This is a genomic window from Mycobacterium sp. NPDC049093, from assembly GCF_040704635.1.
GTDB lineage: Bacteria > Actinomycetota > Actinomycetes > Mycobacteriales > Mycobacteriaceae > Mycobacterium.
In genome coordinates this window covers 142150-161153 of record NZ_JBEZJS010000008.1, presented here as the reverse complement: position 1 = coordinate 161153, position 19004 = coordinate 142150, and the positions used below count along the sequence as shown (strand labels likewise).

Below are 19004 nucleotides of genomic sequence, written 5' to 3'. Positions count from 1 at the left end.
GTCGGGGCCTTCGGCATCGGGTCATGCCGCCTACGCGATGTGCTCCCCGGCCGCGGGAGCGGTGAAGGTGTCGTCGAGATAGTCACGGAGTTCGCGAACATCGGCGTCGAGCAGTGCGAGGTAGCCGTCGGGACGCACCAGCGTCAGGCCCGCGCCTCCCACTGTGGCGGTGTCGTGCCGGACTTCGATCAGCTCCGCATGAGCCCCGATGGCTGCGTGGAGTCCGCGTGGCTTCGGACCGGAGTACAGCAGCGTGAACCTGGTTGAGTCGAGTACCTCCATGCGCGGGAAGCGGTCGCCGACTGCCAGGTGCGTGTCGTTGGTGCCGCCGGCTCCGTCGCGGTACGAGACGTCGAGCTGGGTCAGTGCGCGCTCCAAGACCCGCTGGACGGCGGGCCGCGCGGTGACGTGCGGTGCCAGATGACGGCGGCCGAACGTGGCAACAGGGTTGCGCAACAGGGTCATCCGGGTTGCTCTTCGCGTGCCCTTGACCAGCCGGTGTGCCACCGGGGAGCGTTCGGCGGCGTAACTGTCCAGTAGCTCGGGCGCAGCCTGTCCGTGCACCACGGCAGCCAGTTTCCAGCCGAGGTTGAACGCGTCCTGGATACCCGTGTTCATGCCCTGCCCGCCCACCACGGAATGCACATGCGCGGCGTCGCCGGCGAGGAACACCCGACCGACAGAATGCCTGGCCACCTTGCGTTGGTTGATGCGAAACCGGCCGGCATAGGTGATCTCGGCGACGCGGGCCCCGGCAGGCGCGCACCGGTCCACTGCGGACTGCAGCTCCTCGAAAGTCACGTCGCCGACGGGGGATTGGCCGGGTCGGTACGCGATGGTGAGCCGGTGCTGGTTGCCGGGCATCGGGAAGTAGGCGACGAACCGGCCCCGGTTGAGGAACGAGTAGAAGATGTCGTACGGCAGGGTCCAGTCCATGTGGACGTCGGCGACGGCGAAGTTCTCCTCGAATGCCGCGCCGACGAACGGTACTCGGATCTGGTGTCGCACCGTGCTGTAGGCGCCGTCGCAGCCGATGACCCACGGCGCGTGGGTCTGCTCGGCCAGGCCGGTGCGGTGCTGCAGAGTGACTCGGACGTGGCCGGGGGATTGGCTGAGGGCGGTCAGTTCGACGCCGTGTTCGATCGTGACACCGTACTCGGCCAGGCGGGCCGTCAGCAGTGCTTCCACCTGTGGTTGCGGCAGCATCAGCAGATAGGGGTGCGGCGTGGCGAGATCGTGGATGTCGATGTGCAGGAATCGTTTTCCCTCACTGAAGACATTGAACTCCGTGACCGGGACACCGCCGGCCACGGCCGCTTCCGCCAGGCCCAAGTTGTCGAACAGCTCGAGCGTTCTCGGCTGGACGCCGAGCGCGCGGGTTTCGGTCGTCGGCGCGGCGGCAGCGTCGACGATGCGGACTGCGACGCCCCGCCGGGCCAGTTCGATCGCCATCGTGAGCCCGGTCGGACCGGCGCCGACGATCACTACCTCTGCGGTCATCGAGGCTGGCCGTGCGCCGGTGTGGAGTCCAGGCCGGTGTACGCGGGAACCCACGCGGTCGGGCGCGGAATCCACCGTGGAACGTTTCGCCGGAAGTCGTCGTACTGAGCACCGAACCGTCTGCGGAGGTGGGGTTCCTCGAAGACCGGAATCGCGATCACGGTCAGCGTGCAGAACAGGGCGAACCAGCCGAACAGCCACGGTGAGGCCAGGGCGACCGCGGTCCCGAGCTGGATACAGAACACCGCCGTCATCATCGGGTTGCGGACATGCCGGTATGGGCCTTCGACCACCAGGTTGACCGGGGATCCGATGGCCAGGGCGCCCTTGCCGATGCGGTCGAACAGGATCACCGTCCACACCAGGAACCACAACCCGAACGCGATCAACGCGCCGCCGGCGATGGCACACAGCCAGCCCGCCGTGGTGCCCAGGTCAGGGGCTTGTGCACCGGTGAGCCAGATGATCAAGGCCGGAATGAAGATCGTCATCGTCGCCGGGGCGATCAGCACCGAGATGGTGTGCCGCCACCAGAGTCGCCGTTGTGCCATGTCGAGCTCCTTTCTTCAACTGCTGTTGAAGAAAACGCTACGCCTCGTCTTCCGCATAGGTCAACGGTTGTTGAACTAAACTTCGGGCCATGTCGGAGACCGGGCGCAGCGGCCGGTGGCGCACGGGCCAACAGAACAAGCAGCGGATCGTCGACGCGGCCCGCGAGCACTTCATGCGTGACGGGTACGAGAAGGCGACGGTGCGCAGGATCGCCGCAGAGGCGGGCGTGGACGTTGCGATGGTCTACTACCACTTCGGCAACAAGGAAGGCTTGTTCAATGCCTCGGTGCTCGATACCCCGCAGCATCCGTTGCATCAACTGGCGAATCTGCTCGACGACGGACCCGGTGAGATCGGCGCACGGCTGGTACGCGATGTCGTTCAGCGGTGGGACGCGGGAGCGTCGTTCGATCTCTTGCTGACGGTGTTCCGGTCAGCGGACATCCATCCCTTGGCGCGCAAGCTTTTACACGACACCCTTGCCGGTCCGGTGGCCCAGCAGATCGCGGATCAGTTCGGTGTCGACAATGCCGAGTTGCGCGTCGAGCTGGTGACCGTGCACCTGGTTGGTCTGGCGTTCGCGCGCTATCAGCTCAAGATCGAACCGATGGCCTCGGCGAGTATCGATGAGCTGGTCGCGTGGATGGGGCCGACGGTGCAGCGGTATCTGACCGATCCGAATCCCTAGGCGCTCAGGCGCGTAGCCGGTTCAGCCAGGGGTGGTCCGGGTAGATGCGGGCCAGCCAGCCGATGAGGCGTGCCCGCGCGTCGATTGCGAGTCGCGGTGCGACGCGACGGAAATCGTCTTCATCCTTGGGTGCCGTGCGATGCGCTTTGAAGAGCAGTGCGACCTCGGGGATCACGTACGGTATCCCGTCTCGAACCCGGATGAGTTCGTCGTAGGACAGGGTGATCGCCGGGTCGCGCCGGCACGCCCACTGGTCGCCGTCGTGGGGTTCGCGGAACACATCGAGGTGATATCGGCCGGTGGCCGGGTCGCGGCACCAAGTCTGGTGCAGGTCGGGATGATCGCCGACGTCGCTGAACGACCACAGCCGGCCGTCACCGGCCACGTCCCACTCGAATCCGGCTAGCGCATCGGCGATTTGCGAGAAGTCGCGGCGGGGGACGGCGATCTCGATGTCGGCGTGTGGCCGCGGTGGATCACCGAGGTACAGGTCGATCGCCCAGCCCGCGGCCACACACCACGGTGCGTCGACGCCGGCCAACCGCTTTGTCACCTCGGTTGGTGTCCATGGGGCCCAAAGGCGGTCGGCCTCGTCGGCACTGATCGCCCGGCCGTGCGGGGGAAGACCGTCAGACATCGGCTTCCACTATCCTCGCCGGCTGCAGCCGTCCGCGCAGCACCGCCACGAACGGCCGAGGGTCGGCGCGACCGTCGCGCCGGAACGGCATCGAGTCCCGGGACGCGTCGATCCACTCCGAACGGGACATTCCATCGAGCACGAGCCGGCGTACGGCCCGGCGGGCGAGTAGATGCAGCAGCAGGGTTCCGGTGCGTCCATTGCCTTCTCGGAACGGATGAATCTGGTTGTAGTCGGCATAGATCCGGGACAGACGGTAGGAGAGTGTGCCGTCGTCGATGTCGGCACCCTCGCCGGCGAGCCGGTCGATTTCGGCCTGTAACGCGGCCAGTGCCCGCGGAATATGTGAGCACGGCCCGAACGCGCTGTCGCCCTTGCGGAGTTCGACGATTCGGGGCTCGCCGGCCCAGGCGTACACGTCGCCGAACACCTGTCGGTGCAACGATCGCACGTCCAGATCTGAGTCTTGGCAACGAAGATGCACCTGCAGGATCCGGCCTGCGGTCGCCACGAATTCCAGCTGCGTCAGGACAGCGGCGTCGTGCACGCCGAAGTTGTTGCGCAGCAACGATGTTCCTGGAATGAAATATGGACGGCGACGCGCGAACACCCGCCGGCGTGAAGGCGGACGCGGATGGGGGAGATGCCGTCCCAGGTACTCGCCGTACGTCGTTGCGCCGGTGAGCAACGCGGTCAGGGAGTCGATCTGTTCGGCTGTGGGCCGCCAGCCTTCGAGCCGTTCGGCGGCGACGGTCTGGGCCAACGCATGACGCTCGGCCTCGCCGAGCTCAGTCACCATGCGGAGAACGTCGACGTCGACGCCAGATAGTCGAGTTTGCGTCGCACGCCGGTGAGTTCGCGGCCGATGCTGCGCAGAGCGGTGCGGTCCTGGGGTGACAGATCCGAGAGTTCGACGTGTTCATCGATGCGGTCGTCGGAGTCGGCGGGGTCCCATCGTGCGGCCCGCGCCCGCCAGCGGATGCTGGACCCGATCGCGTGACATTTGGCCAGTGCCCTGGCGTCGTCGGGATCGAGGTAGCGGGTACCTGCGGCCGCGCCGATGCGATCGGCGGTGAGCAGCGCGTCCGAGCCGCAACTGAGGGCGGCCCAGCGCGCGATCCGGACCACCGGGTCGACGGCGGCATGTTTGATGTCTACCCGGACGTCGACGGACGTCAGGGTGCGCAACCGGGACGGGATGTAGGCGCGGGCAAAGGTGGCGTCCTGCAGCATCGCCGCCAGCGCCGTGGGCTGCGCCCGCACCGCGATACCCGCTTGTTCGCGCAGGTCGGTGCTGTCGCCGACAGCTGGGCCGACGGGGACGGCGTCGGCCAGCAGGCCGATCATCACGACACCCCGGTCGGCGGACGGGTCCGCGGCCCATCCGCCGATCCCTGTACCCCAGTCCTGGGCGGTGCGGTTGAACCGCACCCGCGAGGCGACCGCGCCGTTGTCGTCGGCACGGAACCCGCAACAACCCAGCAGTTCATGCACGTGCGCTGCCTGGGCCAGGGCGGAATCCGGCGTGACGTCGGAGCCGCGGACCACGAGGGTTTCCAGGTCGGATCCGGGTAGTGCGTCTCCGCGGCCGACGCTGCCCGAGGCATACCAGTCGAGCCCGGGGGCGACCAGTCGCGCCGCGGTGGACAGTGCCGCGCGGATGACCGACGACCACGCCGCGGCGACCGACGCCGCACCGACCCGCGCTTCGATCACCTTGAGCACCGCGTCGCGGGCCTGGGCACCGGCTGTCACCAGGTCGTGCTCGTTGTCCGCCGACGCAATGCGCCGGCAGGCATCGTCCAACGCAGCCACAGCCATGTCGGTGATTGTGACAGCACAGCGGCTCAGTGAGGTTTCGGCAACGCAATGCTTACCGCTCGCTACATGAACGAAACACGTGGGTGACAGCTCGGTCACGCCGAGAGGCTTATCTATCGAGTGACAGTTAAGAAGCTGGCGGCACCGCCCCAGAGCCTGAGAGAAACGCCTATGACCAGCAGCGCTACCGCGGGACCTGATGTGTCCGGCCGTTTCGGCGACCATGACGACCTCGCCGAGTTCGGTTATGACCAGCAGTTGCACCGTCGGCTCGGCAAGTTCGAATCCTTCGCCGCGGGCTTCTCGTTCGTGTCCATCCTGACCACGATCTTCCAGCTGTTCGGACTCGGGTTCGGCTTCGGCGGTCCCGCCTTCTTCTGGACCTGGCCCGCGGTGTTCCTCGGACAGTTCCTCGTCGCACTGTGCTTTGCCGAGCTGGCCGCGCGCTATCCGATCTCGGGGGCCATCTATCAGTGGTCCCGCCGGATGGGGGGCGAGGTGATCGGCTGGTTTGGCGGCTGGTTCATGATCCTGGCGCAGATCGTCACCGCCTCGGCCGCGGCGATCGCGCTGCAGGTGGTGCTGCCCACGATCTGGTCCGGCTTCCAGATCATCGGCGACGACCCGGCGTTGACCTCACCGAGCGGGGCGGCCAACGCCGTGCTGCTCGGCACCGTCCTGCTGGTGCTCACCACGACGATCAATTGTCTTGGCGTCAAATGGATGTCGCGCGTCAACAGCGCGGGGGTGATCTGCGAGATCGTCGGCGTCATCGCCGTCATCGGGGTGTTCTTCACCCATGCCCAGCGCGGTCCGCAGGTCGTGTTCGACACCGGGCACGCCGGAGGACAACCCGGCTACGTCTGGGCCTGGATCATGAGCGGACTGATGGCGGCCTACGTCATGGTCGGCTTCGGCTCGGCCGGTGAGCTTGCCGAGGAGACCCGCAATCCCCGGCGCGTCGCACCCCGGACCATCAGGATGGCGCTGTCCGTGTCAGCACTCGGCGGTGGTCTGATGATCCTGGGCGCCCTCATGGCGGCCCCCAGCCTGACCGACGGACGCCTGGCGACCGAAGGCCTCCCGTACGTGCTCGACACCGTGTTGTCCTCACCGTGGGGGACGGTGCTGCTGGTCGACGTCTGCATCGCGATCACCATCTGTACCTTGGCAATTCAGACCGCCGCCTCACGGCTGATGTTCTCGATGGCCCGTGACGGGCGGCTGCCGGCCTCGTCGATCCTGTCCCGGGTCAACAGCCACACCGGCACACCGATCTGGCCGTCGGTGCTCATCGGTCTGCTGTGCATCGGAGTGCTGCTGGTCAACGTCGGCAACTCGGCGATCTTCGCGACGCTGGCCAGTGTCTGCATCATCCTGATCTACCTGGCCTACCTGATGGTGACCGCGCCGCTGCTGTATCGCCGCATCAAAGGCTGGCCCGCCCAGCGCAATCAGGTCGACGCCGAAGGCTTGCCGCTGTTCTCGCTCGGCAAGTTCGGCATCGCGGTCAACGTCCTGGCTGTCCTCTACGGCACGGTGATGATCGTCAACCTCGGCTGGCCCCGAGCCGAGATCTTCAATCCCGCCGGGGACATGCCGATCCTGCAGTGGGCGGGACCCCTGAGCATCGCGGCCGCGATAGTCCTCGGCGCAATGTGCTTCCCGCGGGGCAAGACCCACCCCAAACCCGTCACGATCGGAGCCTGAGGATGACCACAGCGACCACCGCCGGAGCCCGCAACCATGCTCGGGCCCAGGCCGGGACAATCACCGATTCGATGCCGGTCGTGCCGGCCTCGGCGTGGCCCACACCGCCGCAGAACGTGGCGCCCGAGCAATTGACTTGGGCTGAAACGGTTCCGGGTGGCCGCTACACCAGCAAGGTGCTGGCCCGCGGCACTCGGCTGCGCCTACGCGACCTGGACGGCACCGCATGCGCTCACCTGCTGCTGTGGCGGGCCGACGCGCCATGGGAGCGGCTCAACGTCGCCGACACCGTGAAAGTGCCGTGGCAGGCGTACCTTTCGGAAGGTCATCCCCTGCTGAGCGACCAGGGACGGGTGCTGGCCACGCTGGTGTCGGACACGTCCGGCCACCACGACGCGCTGTGCGGCACCAGCACCCTGACCGGCAATACGGCCAAATACGGCGCGGGCGAAGTGGAATCGGACAGTCCCGCCGGGCGTGAACTGCTCGCGCTCGCCGCCCTCAAGAACGGGCTGACGCGCCGTGACGTCGCGCCCAGCGTGTCGTTCTTCCACGGCGTGCGGGTCGATCTCGACGGCACGTTGGTGTCCACCGGTTCGGCCGGCGCCGGCAGGGCAGTCGAACTGATCACCCATCTGCCACTGATCGTGGCGATCGCCAACACTGCCCACCCACTCGATCCGGCAGCACAGTTCACCGTCGGATCGCTGGAGGTGTTGGCCTGGTCTGCACCGGGCGACCTGGCAGAGATCGGCGCCAGCGTGGCTGACCGTGACCCCGAATACCAACGCGCCTACCTGAATTCCGAAGACGTCTGGAGTGCCCGATGATCCTCACCGCCACCCACACCATCGTCGACGAGATCGTCGCGCCCCGCGCTCCGTGGTCCAAGGTCGTGCGCGCCGGAGACGTGCTGACCATCGTCGACCTGCACGGAAACCAGGCTGTGGACACCCTGTTCTACGGGGCCGACGACCACACCGTGCGCTACAGCGCACCCGCCACGATCGCGGCGCAGGGCAACATCTTCCTGACCACCGGGTCGGTGCTGCGCGACAGCGACGGTGCACCGATGCTGACCATCATCGACGACGAGGTCGGCAACCACGACACCCTCGGCGGGGCCTGCTCGCAGGAATCCAACACCCTGCGCTACGGGCACCACACCAAACACCAGCACGCCTGCGTGGAGAACTTTGTCGGCGAAGGCGCCCGGTGGGGGCTGACCAAGGCCGACATCGTCAGCAACATCAACTTCTTCATGAACGTCCCGGTGGATCCCGATGGCTCGCTGGGCATCGTCGACGGCCTGTCCGCACCGGGTAAGACCGTATCGCTGCGCGCCGAGATCGACACCCTGGTACTGGTGTCGAACTGCCCACAGATCAACAACCCGTGCAACGGATTCGACCCGACAGCAGTGCGCATGGTGGTGACGCGCCCATGACCGCGATCGAGGTGATCCGGCCCGGCATGGCCACCACGATCCAGGATTGGCCGGGGCGCAGCGGGTACTGGCAGATCGGTGTACCGCCGTCGGGACCCATGGACGACGTGTCCTTCCGGCTGGCCAACATCGCAGTCGGCAACGCCGAGGGCGCCCCCGGTCTGGAAGCCACCATGGGCGGACCGGCTCTACGCTTCGACACCGATACCTGGGTGTGTGTGACGGGTGCACCCGCACCGGTCAGCATCGGCGACGCCCGCGTACCGCAGTGGGTGCCGGTCCTGGTCGAGGCCGGTCAGGTTCTCGACGTGGGAATGGTGGACGGTCCAGGCCTGCGGCTCTACCTCGCGATGGCCGGCGGTCTACAGGCCGATGAATACCTGGGCAGCGCTTCGACATTCACCCTCGGCCGGTTCGGCGGCCACGAGGGCCGGGTGCTGGCGGTGGGAGACAAGCTGGAAACCGCGGAGACGCCGGCTGGTACGCGTCGGCGCATCCTGTCCGAGGAACAACCGGCCATCGCCGGCCACTGGTACATCGCGGTGACCGTCGGCCCGCATTCGGCTCCGGAGTTCTTCACGCGCAACGACATCGACACGCTGCTCAACCATGACTACGAGGTGCACTTCAACTCCGACCGTACCGGCGTCCGGTTGATCGGACCGAAGCCGGAATGGGCCCGCCCCGACGGCGGGGAAGCCGGGCTGCACCCGTCGAACATCCACGACAACGCCTATTCGGTGGGTTCGCTCGACTTCACCGGGGACACCCCGATCCTGCTCGGCCCGGACGGTCCGAGCCTTGGCGGTTTCGTCTGCCCGGTCACCGTCACCGCCGCCGACCGATGGAAGTTGGGCCAACTCGCCCCCGGCGCCACCATCCGGTTCGTCCCGGTGAAGGCGACGGCGGCTCCCGCGCCGGCCACCTTCGGACCCGCGCGCCGCGCATCGATCCCTGCGGTGTTCTCCGCCGGTGGAGACGTGGACGACGGAATCATCGCCGGCACAACCTCATCGGATGGCACGACAAACGTCACCTATCGCCGGATCGGGGACGACAACGTCCTGGTCGAGTACGGCGAGATGCGGCTGGATCTGGCATTGCGGGCCCGTGCCCACGCCCTGCACCACGCGCTGGAGCAGCACCGGCCCGACGGACTCATCGACCTGACGCCCGGGATTCGTTCCCTGCAGGTCAAGGTGGACCCGGCCCGGCTGCCGCAGTCGGCTTTGGTGCCTCTGCTCGCCGAGCTCGAAGCCTCGTTGCCTGCCGCGCAGGATCTCGTGGTGCCCAGTCGCACCGTCCGGTTGCCGCTCAGCTGGGACGATCCGTCGACCCGCGAGGCGATCGAACGCTATATGCACGGCGTGCGCGCCGATGCGCCGTGGTGCCCGTGGAACATCGAGTTCATCCGGCGAATGAACGGCCTGGACTCGGTCGACGATGTGCACCGAATCGTCTACGACGCCGAATATCTGGTGCTCGGGCTCGGCGATGTGTATCTGGGCGCTCCAGTCGCCACACCGCTGGATCCGCGCCACCGCCTGGTGACCACGAAATACAACCCGGCCCGGACCTGGACTCCGGAGAACGCGGTCGGCATCGGCGGGGCATACCTGTGCATCTACGGCATGGAGGGGCCCGGCGGGTACCAGTTCGTCGGCCGCACCACGCAGATCTGGAATCACCGCCACCCGCTGGTCGCTCAGGGTTTCGATCCCGAACACCCATGGCTGTTGCGCTTTTTCGACCGGATCCAGTGGTACCCGGTGTCCGCCGAGGAACTGCTGGATCTACGCGCCGACATGGCGGCCGGGCGAGGCCACGTCGAGATCACCGATGGGACGTTCTCGCTGGCCGAGCACGAGCAGTTCCTGGCCGCGAACGCCGACGACATCGCCGCAACCCGCGCGAAGATGGAAGCGGCCCGGGCCGAGGAGCGCGAGCGTTGGGCGGCGGCAGGAGAATTCGTACGGAAGGAGTCTGCGTGAGCAAGATCGCCGAGATCTACCGGAACATCGAAGCCAGCGGACGCGACGAGGTGTTCATCCACCTACGTCCGCAGGCTGAGGTGGAGAGCGATTACCGCACGGCGCTTGCCGCCGACGGCCCACTGGCCGGGCTGGTGCTGGCGGTCAAGGACAACGTCGACGTCGCCGGGATCCCGACCACTGCAGCGTGCCCAGATTTCAGCTATATTCCCGATGCCGACGCACCGGCGGTGACCGCTCTCAAGGCCGCCGGTGCTGTCGTCATCGGGAAGACCAACCTCGATCAGTTCGCCACCGGATTGGTGGGAACCCGCAGTCCCTATGGCGCCGTGCGGGATTCCCGTCGGCCGGACTACATCTCCGGCGGATCGAGTTCTGGTTCCGCGGTCGCCGTCGCGCTCGGGTTCGCCGACATCGCGATCGGCACCGACACCGCGGGGTCAGGTCGGGTTCCGGCCGGATTGCAGGGCATCGTCGGCATCAAAGCCACGGTCGGCCTCGTCTCCACCGAGGGTGTCGTCCCAGCGTGTGCGAGCTATGACTGTGTGACGATCTTCGCGGCTGACCTGGCCACGGCCCAGTCGGCAATGGCCGTGATGAGTGCCGTTGCGCCGCAACGGCAGTGGCCGGCCGACGTCCCCTACGCCGCACCGGTGACTCCCAGAATCGCGATACCGGACACCCTGGATGGGCTCGACGACGAATGGCAGGCCGCCTTCGACGCCGCCGTACGCCAGGCGAAGGACGCCGGATTCGAGACGGTCCCGATCCCGATGGACGACTTCTTCGCCGCGGCCGGCCTTCTCTACAACGGTGCCCTGGTCGCCGAACGGTGGGATGCGGTGGGGGAGTTCGTCAGCACGGCGGGCGCCGACGTGGAGTTGGATCCGACCGTGGCCGCGATCATCACTGCGGCCGGCGCATATTCGGCCACGGACCTGCTGCGTGACCGGCGACGTGTCGACGAGCTACGCGGCAAGGCGCTGGCGCAGCTTGAGAGGTGTCACGCACTGATGGTGCCGACCGCGCCCGAGCATCCGCGCATCGAGGAAGTCGCGGCGGACCCGGTCGTCGTGAACTCCCGGATGGGCCGATACACCAACTTCTGCAACCTCTTCGACATGTGCGCCATCTCGGTTCCGGCAGGGGCGGTAGCCGATGGGGCACAGTTCGGAATCACCCTGCTGGCACCGGGATTCCACGACGGCGTCATCGCCGATCTGGCGGCCCGGTTCCTCGACGTTCCGTCACCCGAGACGTGGCCCGAGTCGGGCGGAGCGCCACTGGCCGAGCTCGCGGTGTTCGGTGCGCATCTGCGCGGGCAGCCATTGGAGCATCAGCTCACCGGGCGAGGCGCTCGCTGGGCCGGACCGATCACCACGGCACCGCATTACCGTCTCTACGCGCTCGATACCTTTCCGCCCAAGCCGGGTCTGACGCGGGTTGAGGACGATGGGGCACCGATCGTGGGTGAACGGTGGCTGTTGTCCCCGGCCGCGCTCGGTGAGTTCCTGGCTGAGTTGCCCGCACCGATGCTGCTCGGCAAGGTTGAGCTCGACGACGGCCGGTGGATCACCGGCTTCGGTTGTGATCACACCGCTCCCACTCATGGTCGTGACATCACGGAGTACCGGGGTTGGTTGGCGGCGATGGCGTGAGCAAATGAGGCCGCGCACCTGTGGATGAATGACGCCTTGGGGATAACCCGTCGATGGGGCTCCGGTTTGTCGGACCCTATCTAGACGCTCGCAGAGACAACTGTCCTGCGAGAAAGGGAACGCGTCATGGGAAATCGGGCGAATTTCGTCATCGTCGAGAACGGGCAGTGGCAGCTGCACTACTCGCATTGGGCAGGTTGCAGGATGCTTGACGCGCTGGCATTCGGGCCTGAGTATGCGTTGCGGTACGTCAAGGCGCTGAGGGCGCTCCCGCCCACCGACTGGACGTGTCCGCTGTGGGCTGACGGTGGGGCGGTTATCGACGTCGACCAAAAGAGACTCCTGTTCTTCGGCGATGAGCTCATGTGCGACATGCCGATCCGCCGTGCGATGCTCGTCGTCCTGGTCGCGATGTGGCCGCACTACGAGGTGTGCTGGGCTTACGGTGGGACGCACGAACTCGCGAGCTATGTCGGTTCCGACTGCAAGTGGGATGAAGATCTTCGCGGCCCTGACATGAAGCTGGCGCGCAACCACGGCACCGGTCCGTGTCACGTGGTGTCGGTGATCGACAACGACGGCGAGCTTCGATTGTGGCCATTGTGGTGGGGCGTGAGTTCCGCACGGCACGGATCAGCCCTCGTGGAATTGCTTCCAGGCAAGGGCTTTGCGCGATTGCGCCTCGGTCAGATTCCGGTGGGTGGGGTGCATATTGACACCGGTCGGCGCCGTGTTGGCGTCTGGTATACCGATGATCCGCAGAATGTGTTCGACCGGTTGCCGCGGCTGTGGGCGGGCTGGCAGACGGAGTGCTGGGACGACCGCTATGAGCAACATGTTGAACACTGTGGTGGGGCACTGCGCTTGCCGGAATTGGAGCCCGCTACAGGGGTCGTCATCGGTCGAGACTGGATCCGGAAGCGCGTATTCGAGAGTTTCGAGGATTCCCCGGCCGGTGCGGTCCTGCAGATCGCGAGCCTCGTTTCACCACTGGCGCCCGGCTTCGAGGTCGGCGCTGACGCGATCGCCGATTCTTCGTTACAGCCAAACACCGCGGAGTGGTCGCGATTCGAGGAAGCGTGCGCTGACGTCGGTCTATATACTCAAAGTGCCTGATGTATATATCGGAGGTACCCATGACGAAGCGCCTGATCGACATCGATGACGAGTTGCTGGCGGCTGCTCAGCGTGAACTCGAAACCACCGGGATTGCGGACACGGTTCGATCGGCATTGCGGCTCGCGGCAACGCGATCGGCCCGCGTGCGACAGGCGGATTGGCTCGCGTCGGGCGGTCTGGCGTCGCTGGCGGACAAGCGTGACAGGGACGAGGTATGGCGCTGACGGCACGGTTTCTCATCGACACGAGCGCAGCGGCACGGATGGCGCACCCGGAGATCTCGGATCGGCTGCGTCCACTCATCGAGGCGGGATTGGGGGCCACCTGCGCGGTCCTGGAAGCCGAAGCGCTCTACAGTGCTCGGTCGGCGGCGGAGTATGCGCAGCTGCGCGCGGATCGTCGAGCCGCGTACGAGTATCTGCCGACCGACGACGAGCATTGGCAGTCGGCTTTCGATGCCCAGTTTCGCTTGGCGCAAGCCGGCCGGCATCGCGCAGTGGGTATCTCCGACCTGTTGACCTCGGTGATCGCAAGTTGCCACCGGTTGACGGTGGTGCACTATGACGCGGATTTTGAGATTGCTGCATCCGTACTGGATTTCGAGCAAGTATGGGTGGCTGCGCCGGGAAAGTATTGAGCGACAAGCTGATTGGCGGTCAGCTCCCAGGCACGATCAGCGAGACCATCGTCTCTAGCTGGCGGGCCATCTGCCGGTAGCTCATCGCGCCCGACTGTGCCTGTAGCAGTGCGCCCCAGAACACTGATTCCAAGGTGGCAAGTACCTCGGGCCACGCGCCGCCGCCCAATGCCGTCGAGATCCGGCGAGTGATCTCCACGGCAATCCGCCCACGCACGTCGTCGACAACCTCGTCGTCGGTGCTCAGCAGCGCCTGCGTGCAGGCCCGCGCCAGGCGAGGCTCATCGGCCATCAGCAGTGTGAGAGCGGTGAGCTGCTCGGTGACCCGACTGGTGGTGCTGGCCGTGGGATCGATGTCGAGCGGCAGCTGAATCACCCGGTCGAGGTACAGCTCGGCGAACACCACCTCGATGGATGGGAAATGCGCGTAGAGCGCCGCGGGCGCCATCTTCGCGCGGGCCGCCAGTGCCGGCACCGAGACGTCGTTGTGCGCGTCGAGAAGTTGTGTCGCCGCTCCGAAGACGCGGCGCTGCGTGCGGGTGCGCTGACCCTGCGCGTCGTGTAGGCGGGTGACGGTAGCCACCTCTGGCCTGGACATGTGTCCAAGATATAGAGCCGTGCCGCGAATGGCAATCGTTCGGTGAAACTGCCGGTATCTACACATTTTCTAGGTTGTCATTCGTGCAGATTGAGCGCCGATCAACACGCAGGCGAGGCTTTCGAGTCGATAAACCGGACAGGTGTCCAGTACGATCTGCCCAGATCGATAGGGGAGGTCCGATGGCTTACGTGATCACGCAGAACTGCTGCAAGGACGCCAGCTGTGTACCGGTATGCCGGGTGGACTGCATCCGCCCGGCCGAGGGCGGGCTGGATTCCGCGTCGGCCGAGATGCTCTACATCGATCCGGAATCGTGCATCGACTGTGGGGCCTGCTTCGAGGAGTGCCCGGTCGGCGCAATCCACTACGAAGAGGACCTGCCCGGCGAACTACAGCGGTTCAAGGACCTCAATGCTGCTTATTTCGAGCGCCACCCGCTCGAGCCGGTGACCGTGTCGGCAGCACCATCTCGCGCGCGGGTCGAGGCGGGATCATTGCGGGTGGCGATCGTCGGATCCGGGCCGGCCGCCTGCTACGCCGCTGCCGAGCTGATCGATGTGGACGGCGTCGAGATCAACCTGTTCGAGCGGCTGCCCACGCCGTTCGGTTTGATTCGCGCGGGGGTGGCCCCGGATCACCAACACACCAAGTCGGTCGTCGACATCTTCGAGCGGGCGTTCACCAACCCACGGTTTGCGAGCCATTTCAACGTCGAGGTCGGCCGTACCGTCAACCACGACGAGCTCCTGGCCCATCACCACGCGGTGATCTACGCGGTGGGCGCGGCGACCAGCCGGCGACTGGGCATCGACGGTGAGGATCTGATGGGCCACCACGCAGCCGCCGAGTTCGTCGGTTGGTACAACGGCCATCCCGACCACGCTGCCCATCAGTTCGACCTGTCGGGCGAACGCGCAGTCATCGTCGGCAATGGCAACGTCGCACTAGATGTGGCCCGGGTGTTGTTGATGGACCGCGACACGCTGGCCGCCACCGACATCGCACAGCACACGCTGGATGCCTTGGCTGACAGTGCAATTCGGGAAGTGGTGATCCTGGCACGGCGCGGTATCGAGCACGCGGCGTTCTCGGCGGGGGAGTTCCAGGCACTAGGGCACCTCGACGGCGTCGACGTCGTCGTGGATCCCGCGGACCTTCCCGACGATGACGAGCACGACGACGTCGAAACCTCGTTCAAACTCGCCATCGCCCGTGAATATGCCCAGCGCACCCCGGCGCCGGGGAACCGGCGCGTGGTCTTCAGGTTCGGCGTCGCTCCGACGGCCGTCTTGGGCGCCGAACGCGCCGAAGGACTCGAGATCGGCAGTGACCGGTGCGGCACCGAAGTGATCGAGACGTCGCTGATCCTGCGCTCGATCGGATACCGCGGCCTGCCCGTCGCCGGACTGCCCTACGACGAGGACTCCGGAACTGTGCCCAACGATTCAGGCCGCGTGGTCAATGGTTCACCGGTGCCCGGCACATACGTGACCGGCTGGATCAAACGTGGACCTCGTGGGGTGATCGGCACCAACCGGTTGTGCGCCGAACAGACGGTGGCTCAGCTGTGGGCGGATTTCGATGCCGGCCTGCTGCGCCGTGATGTCGAGGGCCGCGAGTCGCTCGATGCGTTGTTGGCCGCGCGGGGTGCCGAACCGCTCGGATGGTCGGGGTGGCGTGCCATCGATGCTGCCGAGCGGGACCGCGGTGTGCAGGTAGCGCGACCCCGGTTGAAGTTCGTATCGGTGGAGGAGATGCTCAGCGCGGGCCTGCGCGGCTGACCTCGGCCTCGATCTGTGGGTCGGGATCACGCGGGGTACGCGTCGCCAGGATCGATCCGGCGAGGATCAACGCCAGGCCGGCGACGTTGTACACCGTGAGTGGTTCGCCCAGCACGATGACGCCGGCGGCCAGCGCGACGGCCGGGTTGACGTAGGTGAACACCAGCGCCCTCGCGCCGCCGACCTCGCGGATCAGCGCGAAGAACACCACGAATGCCAGCGCCGTGCAGATCACCGCGAGTGCGGCCAGTGCGATGAGCACTGATCGTGACGGCGTCTCGTCAGGCCAGGTCAGGATCGCTGGGGTGGTGTAGATCAGCGCCGCGATCGTCAGACACGCCGCGGTCAACGGGAGCGTCGGCACGTCTCCCAGATACCGGGCGGCGATCAGCGGAGCGATCGCGTAACACGTTGCCACCAACAGCACTTCGGCGATGGGCCCGGCGTGACCGCCCGCCAGCCCCGGCCCGGCGAGCACCGCCACACCGGCCAGGCCCACCCCGAGGCCGGTGATCCGCTTGGCGCTCAACCGTTCTCCACCGGTCAGCCGGTCCAGTACCGCGGCGACGATCGGGGCGGTGGCGATCAGCAGGCCGGTCAGCGAGCTGCTCAGGTGGCGTTCGGCGTCGGTGAGGAGGAACCACGCCGCGATGATCTCGAAGAATGCGAAGGCCAGCACGGGCCGCCAGTGCCGCAGCACCGGAGCCCAGGCGGCGCGGGACATCACCAGTGGCAGCAGGACGGCCGCGCCGACGGCTGTGCGGGCCAGGACCAGCACCGGAACCGAGACGCCCTCGACGGCGATCTTGATCAGCAGGTACGGGATGCCCCAGATGAGGCTCATGGCGCCCAGCAGCAGCCATCCCCGCACGCTCACCGGTTCAGACTACGGGCGCCCCGTGCCGGCAGGCTCGATCGACGTGGTCAGATCCAGTGCGATATCGGCGAGCATGTCTTCTTGCCCACCGACCATGCCGCGGCGGCCGGCTTCTTCGAGCAGGCTGCGCGCGTCGATGTCGTAGCGGGCGGCCGCAGCCTCCGCGTGGCGCAGGAAGCTGGAGTACACCCCGGCGTACCCCAGCGTGAGGGTCTCCCGGTCGACCCGGACCGGCCGGTCCTGCAGTGGCCGCACGATATCGTCGGCGGCGTCCTGCAGGCCGTGCAGATCGCAACGGTGATCCCAGCCCAGCTTGTCGGCCACGGCGATGAATACCTCCAGCGGTGCATTGCCTGCGCCGGCTCCCATACCGGTCAGCGAGGCGTCCACCCGAGTGGCACCGTGCTCGACGGCGATGATGGAGTTGGCCACTCCCAACGACAGATTGTGGTAGGCGTGGATACCGATTTCGGTTGTCGGCAACAGGGTCTGGCGTAGGGCATCGACCCGATCGGCGATATCGCGCATGGTCATCGCGCCGCCCGAGTCGACCACGTACACGCACGTTGCGCCGTAACTCTCCATCAACGAAGCCTGCTCGGCCAGGCCGGCCGGTGAGGCCAGGTGGCTCATCATCAGGAAGCCGACGGCGTCCATGCCGAGCTCGCGCGCTGCGGTCAGATGGTGCGCGGAGATGTCGGCCTCCGTGCAGTGGGTGGCGACACGTACGACGGTGGCCCCCGCGTGGTGGGCCTCTCGGAGATTGCGCACGGTGCCGATCCCGGGAAGCACCAGTGTCGCCACCGCGGCCCGGACGACGACGCCGGCAACGGCTTCGATCCATTCCAGGTCGGTGTGGGCGCCGAAGCCGTAGATGCAGCTCGATCCGCCGAGCCCGTCTCCGTGGGCGACCTCGATGGAGTCCACCCCCGCCGTGTCCAGCGCCCGGGCGATCGAGACGGCCTGATCGATGCTGTACCGGTGGCGCACCGCGTGCATACCGTCGCGCAGGGTGACATCGCTGACATACAGGTTGTGAATCATGCCGGCACTCCGGCGGTTTCGGCCATGGTGGCGATGTGCTCGGCAGTCGCCTTGGCCGCTGACGTCATGATGTCGAGGTTGCCCGCATAGGCGGGAAGATAGTGGGCGGCGCCGGTGACTTCGAGCATGACGGTGACGCGGGTGCCGGTGAAGTCGCCGGTTTCCGGGATCCGCAGCGGATCCCGGCTACCGAACGTCTCGAATTGCACGGCCTGCTTGAGGCGATAGCCCGGTACGTAACCGCTGACCTTCTTGACCATGGCGGCGATGTCGTTGTCGATGACGGCGTGGTCAGCCTCGCCCTCGACCAGGCAGTAGACGGTGTTGCGCATCATCACCGGCGGATCGGCCGGGTTCAGGATCATCACCGCCTTGGCGCGCTGTGCGCCACCGACGACTTGTAGTGCCGTCGAGGTGGTTTCGATGAATTCGTCGATGTTGGCCCGGGTACCGGGACCCGCCGACTTGGCGGAGATCGACGAGACGATCTCGGCGTACGACACCATCCCGGACCGTGCGACCGCTGCCACGATCGGGATGGTCGCCTGTCCGCCGCAGGTGACCATGTTCAGGTTGCGCGCCCCGAGGTGATCATCGAGATTGACCACCGGCACGCAGTACGGGCCGGTGGCGGCGGGCGTGAGATCGAGGACCCGCACCCCGGTGGGTTCGAGCCTGGCCCAGTTCACCCGATGCGCTTCGGCGGAGGTGGCGTCGAAAACCAGTTTGATCTCACCGAAATTCGGCATGGCGAGCAAGCCGTCGACACCGGCCGCGGTAGTCGGCACACCCAACCGCGCGGCGCGGGTCAGGCCGTCGGATGCCGGGTCGATCCCGACCATCGCTCCCATCGTCAGCTGGCCGTCGCTGCGCAGGATCTTGAGCATGAGATCGGTGCCGATGTTGCCCGAGCCGATGATGGCCACCGGCCAGGTGGTTCC

At 66.7% G+C, this 19004-nt stretch carries 19 protein-coding genes; 10 read left to right on the top strand and 9 right to left on the bottom strand.

The genetic code is table 11. The features are described 5' to 3' along the window. Positions 1-30: 30 nt before the first annotated feature. Complete coding sequence (locus AB0876_RS28470; protein WP_526043534.1) at positions 31-1500, bottom strand: FAD-dependent oxidoreductase; 1470 nt, start codon at positions 1498-1500, stop codon at positions 31-33. After that, positions 1497-2051, bottom strand: a complete 555-nt coding sequence (locus AB0876_RS28465) for a methyltransferase family protein (RefSeq protein WP_526043533.1) — start codon at positions 2049-2051, stop codon at positions 1497-1499. The genes AB0876_RS28470 and AB0876_RS28465 overlap by 4 nt, the downstream gene beginning before the upstream one ends. A gap of 89 nt (positions 2052-2140) precedes the next feature. On the opposite strand from AB0876_RS28465, the gene AB0876_RS28460 reads away from it, so the two are divergent. After that, positions 2141-2740: a TetR/AcrR family transcriptional regulator gene (locus tag AB0876_RS28460; RefSeq protein ID WP_491838404.1), complete on the top strand. Its 600-nt coding sequence runs from the start codon at positions 2141-2143 to the stop codon at positions 2738-2740. Positions 2741-2744: 4 nt separating this feature from the next. Here AB0876_RS28460 and AB0876_RS28455 read toward each other — a convergent pair whose 3' ends face one another. From AB0876_RS28455 to AB0876_RS28445, 3 genes are read right to left on the bottom strand one after another with little or no spacing between them, the layout of a single operon-like run. Next, entirely contained in the window at positions 2745-3377 is a 633-nt protein-coding gene (locus AB0876_RS28455) for a nucleotidyltransferase domain-containing protein (protein ID WP_491838405.1), read from the bottom strand. Further along, positions 3370-4176, bottom strand: a complete 807-nt coding sequence (locus AB0876_RS28450; protein ID WP_526043532.1) for a Fic/DOC family protein — start codon at positions 4174-4176, stop codon at positions 3370-3372. Before AB0876_RS28450 ends, AB0876_RS28455 begins: the two co-directional genes overlap by 8 nt. After that, positions 4170-5198, bottom strand: coding sequence for a putative nucleotidyltransferase substrate binding domain-containing protein (locus AB0876_RS28445; protein WP_491838407.1), 1029 nt, complete (start codon positions 5196-5198; stop codon positions 4170-4172). Before AB0876_RS28445 ends, AB0876_RS28450 begins: the two co-directional genes overlap by 7 nt. 171 nt (positions 5199-5369) lie before the next feature. Between AB0876_RS28445 and AB0876_RS28440 the strand changes: the two genes are divergently transcribed. The 8 genes from AB0876_RS28440 to AB0876_RS28405 all read left to right on the top strand — a co-directional run bounded on the left by AB0876_RS28440 (position 5370) and on the right by AB0876_RS28405 (position 13760). Then, positions 5370-6908 carry an amino acid permease gene (locus tag AB0876_RS28440; protein WP_526043531.1) on the top strand — a complete coding sequence of 513 codons (1539 nt, stop codon included), beginning with the start codon at positions 5370-5372 and terminating at the stop codon, positions 6906-6908. A 2-nt stretch (positions 6909-6910) separates the two neighbouring features. Beyond that, positions 6911-7738, top strand: a complete 828-nt coding sequence (locus AB0876_RS28435) for an urea amidolyase associated protein UAAP1 (protein WP_526043530.1) — start codon at positions 6911-6913, stop codon at positions 7736-7738. After that, positions 7735-8355 (top strand): urea amidolyase associated protein UAAP2, encoded by a 621-nt coding sequence (locus tag AB0876_RS28430; protein ID WP_491838410.1) that lies wholly within the window; start codon positions 7735-7737, stop codon positions 8353-8355. Before AB0876_RS28435 ends, AB0876_RS28430 begins: the two co-directional genes overlap by 4 nt. Beyond that, a complete protein-coding gene (locus AB0876_RS28425; protein ID WP_526043529.1) occupies positions 8352-10346 on the top strand; it encodes a 5-oxoprolinase/urea amidolyase family protein in 1995 nt (664 codons plus the stop codon). The genes AB0876_RS28430 and AB0876_RS28425 overlap by 4 nt, the downstream gene beginning before the upstream one ends. Further along, the gene (atzF, locus tag AB0876_RS28420; RefSeq protein WP_526043528.1) at positions 10343-12004 is read left to right on the top strand and encodes an allophanate hydrolase; all 1662 of its coding nucleotides are present in this window, start codon (positions 10343-10345) and stop codon (positions 12002-12004) included. The genes AB0876_RS28425 and atzF overlap by 4 nt, the downstream gene beginning before the upstream one ends. Before the next feature lie 126 nt (positions 12005-12130). Continuing rightward, positions 12131-13120 (top strand): hypothetical protein, encoded by a 990-nt coding sequence (locus AB0876_RS28415; protein WP_526043527.1) that lies wholly within the window; start codon positions 12131-12133, stop codon positions 13118-13120. A gap of 20 nt (positions 13121-13140) precedes the next feature. Further along, a complete protein-coding gene (locus AB0876_RS28410; protein WP_491838414.1) occupies positions 13141-13347 on the top strand; it encodes a DUF2191 domain-containing protein in 207 nt (68 codons plus the stop codon). After that, positions 13338-13760, top strand: coding sequence for a PIN domain-containing protein (locus AB0876_RS28405; RefSeq protein WP_526043526.1), 423 nt, complete (start codon positions 13338-13340; stop codon positions 13758-13760). The genes AB0876_RS28410 and AB0876_RS28405 overlap by 10 nt, the downstream gene beginning before the upstream one ends. A gap of 19 nt (positions 13761-13779) precedes the next feature. On the opposite strand, the gene AB0876_RS28400 is transcribed toward AB0876_RS28405, so the two are convergent. Beyond that, the gene (locus tag AB0876_RS28400; protein ID WP_491838416.1) at positions 13780-14358 is read right to left on the bottom strand and encodes a TetR family transcriptional regulator; all 579 of its coding nucleotides are present in this window, start codon (positions 14356-14358) and stop codon (positions 13780-13782) included. 182 nt (positions 14359-14540) lie between these two features. Between AB0876_RS28400 and AB0876_RS28395 the strand changes: the two genes are divergently transcribed. After that, complete coding sequence (locus AB0876_RS28395) at positions 14541-16142, top strand: FAD-dependent oxidoreductase (RefSeq protein ID WP_526043525.1); 1602 nt, start codon at positions 14541-14543, stop codon at positions 16140-16142. Here AB0876_RS28395 and AB0876_RS28390 read toward each other — a convergent pair. Genes AB0876_RS28390 through AB0876_RS28380 form a run of 3 tightly spaced genes read right to left on the bottom strand, consistent with a single transcriptional unit; the run spans position 16120 to position 18989 of the window. Continuing rightward, positions 16120-17019: a DMT family transporter gene (locus tag AB0876_RS28390; protein ID WP_491838418.1), complete on the bottom strand. Its 900-nt coding sequence runs from the start codon at positions 17017-17019 to the stop codon at positions 16120-16122. The two genes, AB0876_RS28395 and AB0876_RS28390, sit on opposite strands and share 23 nt — an antisense overlap. A gap of 9 nt (positions 17020-17028) precedes the next feature. Beyond that, on the bottom strand, positions 17029-18063 hold the full coding sequence (gene dmpG / locus AB0876_RS28385; protein WP_526043524.1) for a 4-hydroxy-2-oxovalerate aldolase: 1035 nt from the start codon (positions 18061-18063) through the stop codon (positions 17029-17031). Then, positions 18060-18989 carry an acetaldehyde dehydrogenase (acetylating) gene (locus AB0876_RS28380; protein WP_491839312.1) on the bottom strand — a complete coding sequence of 310 codons (930 nt, stop codon included), beginning with the start codon at positions 18987-18989 and terminating at the stop codon, positions 18060-18062. Before AB0876_RS28380 ends, dmpG begins: the two co-directional genes overlap by 4 nt. Between the last annotated feature and the right edge of the window lie 15 nt (positions 18990-19004).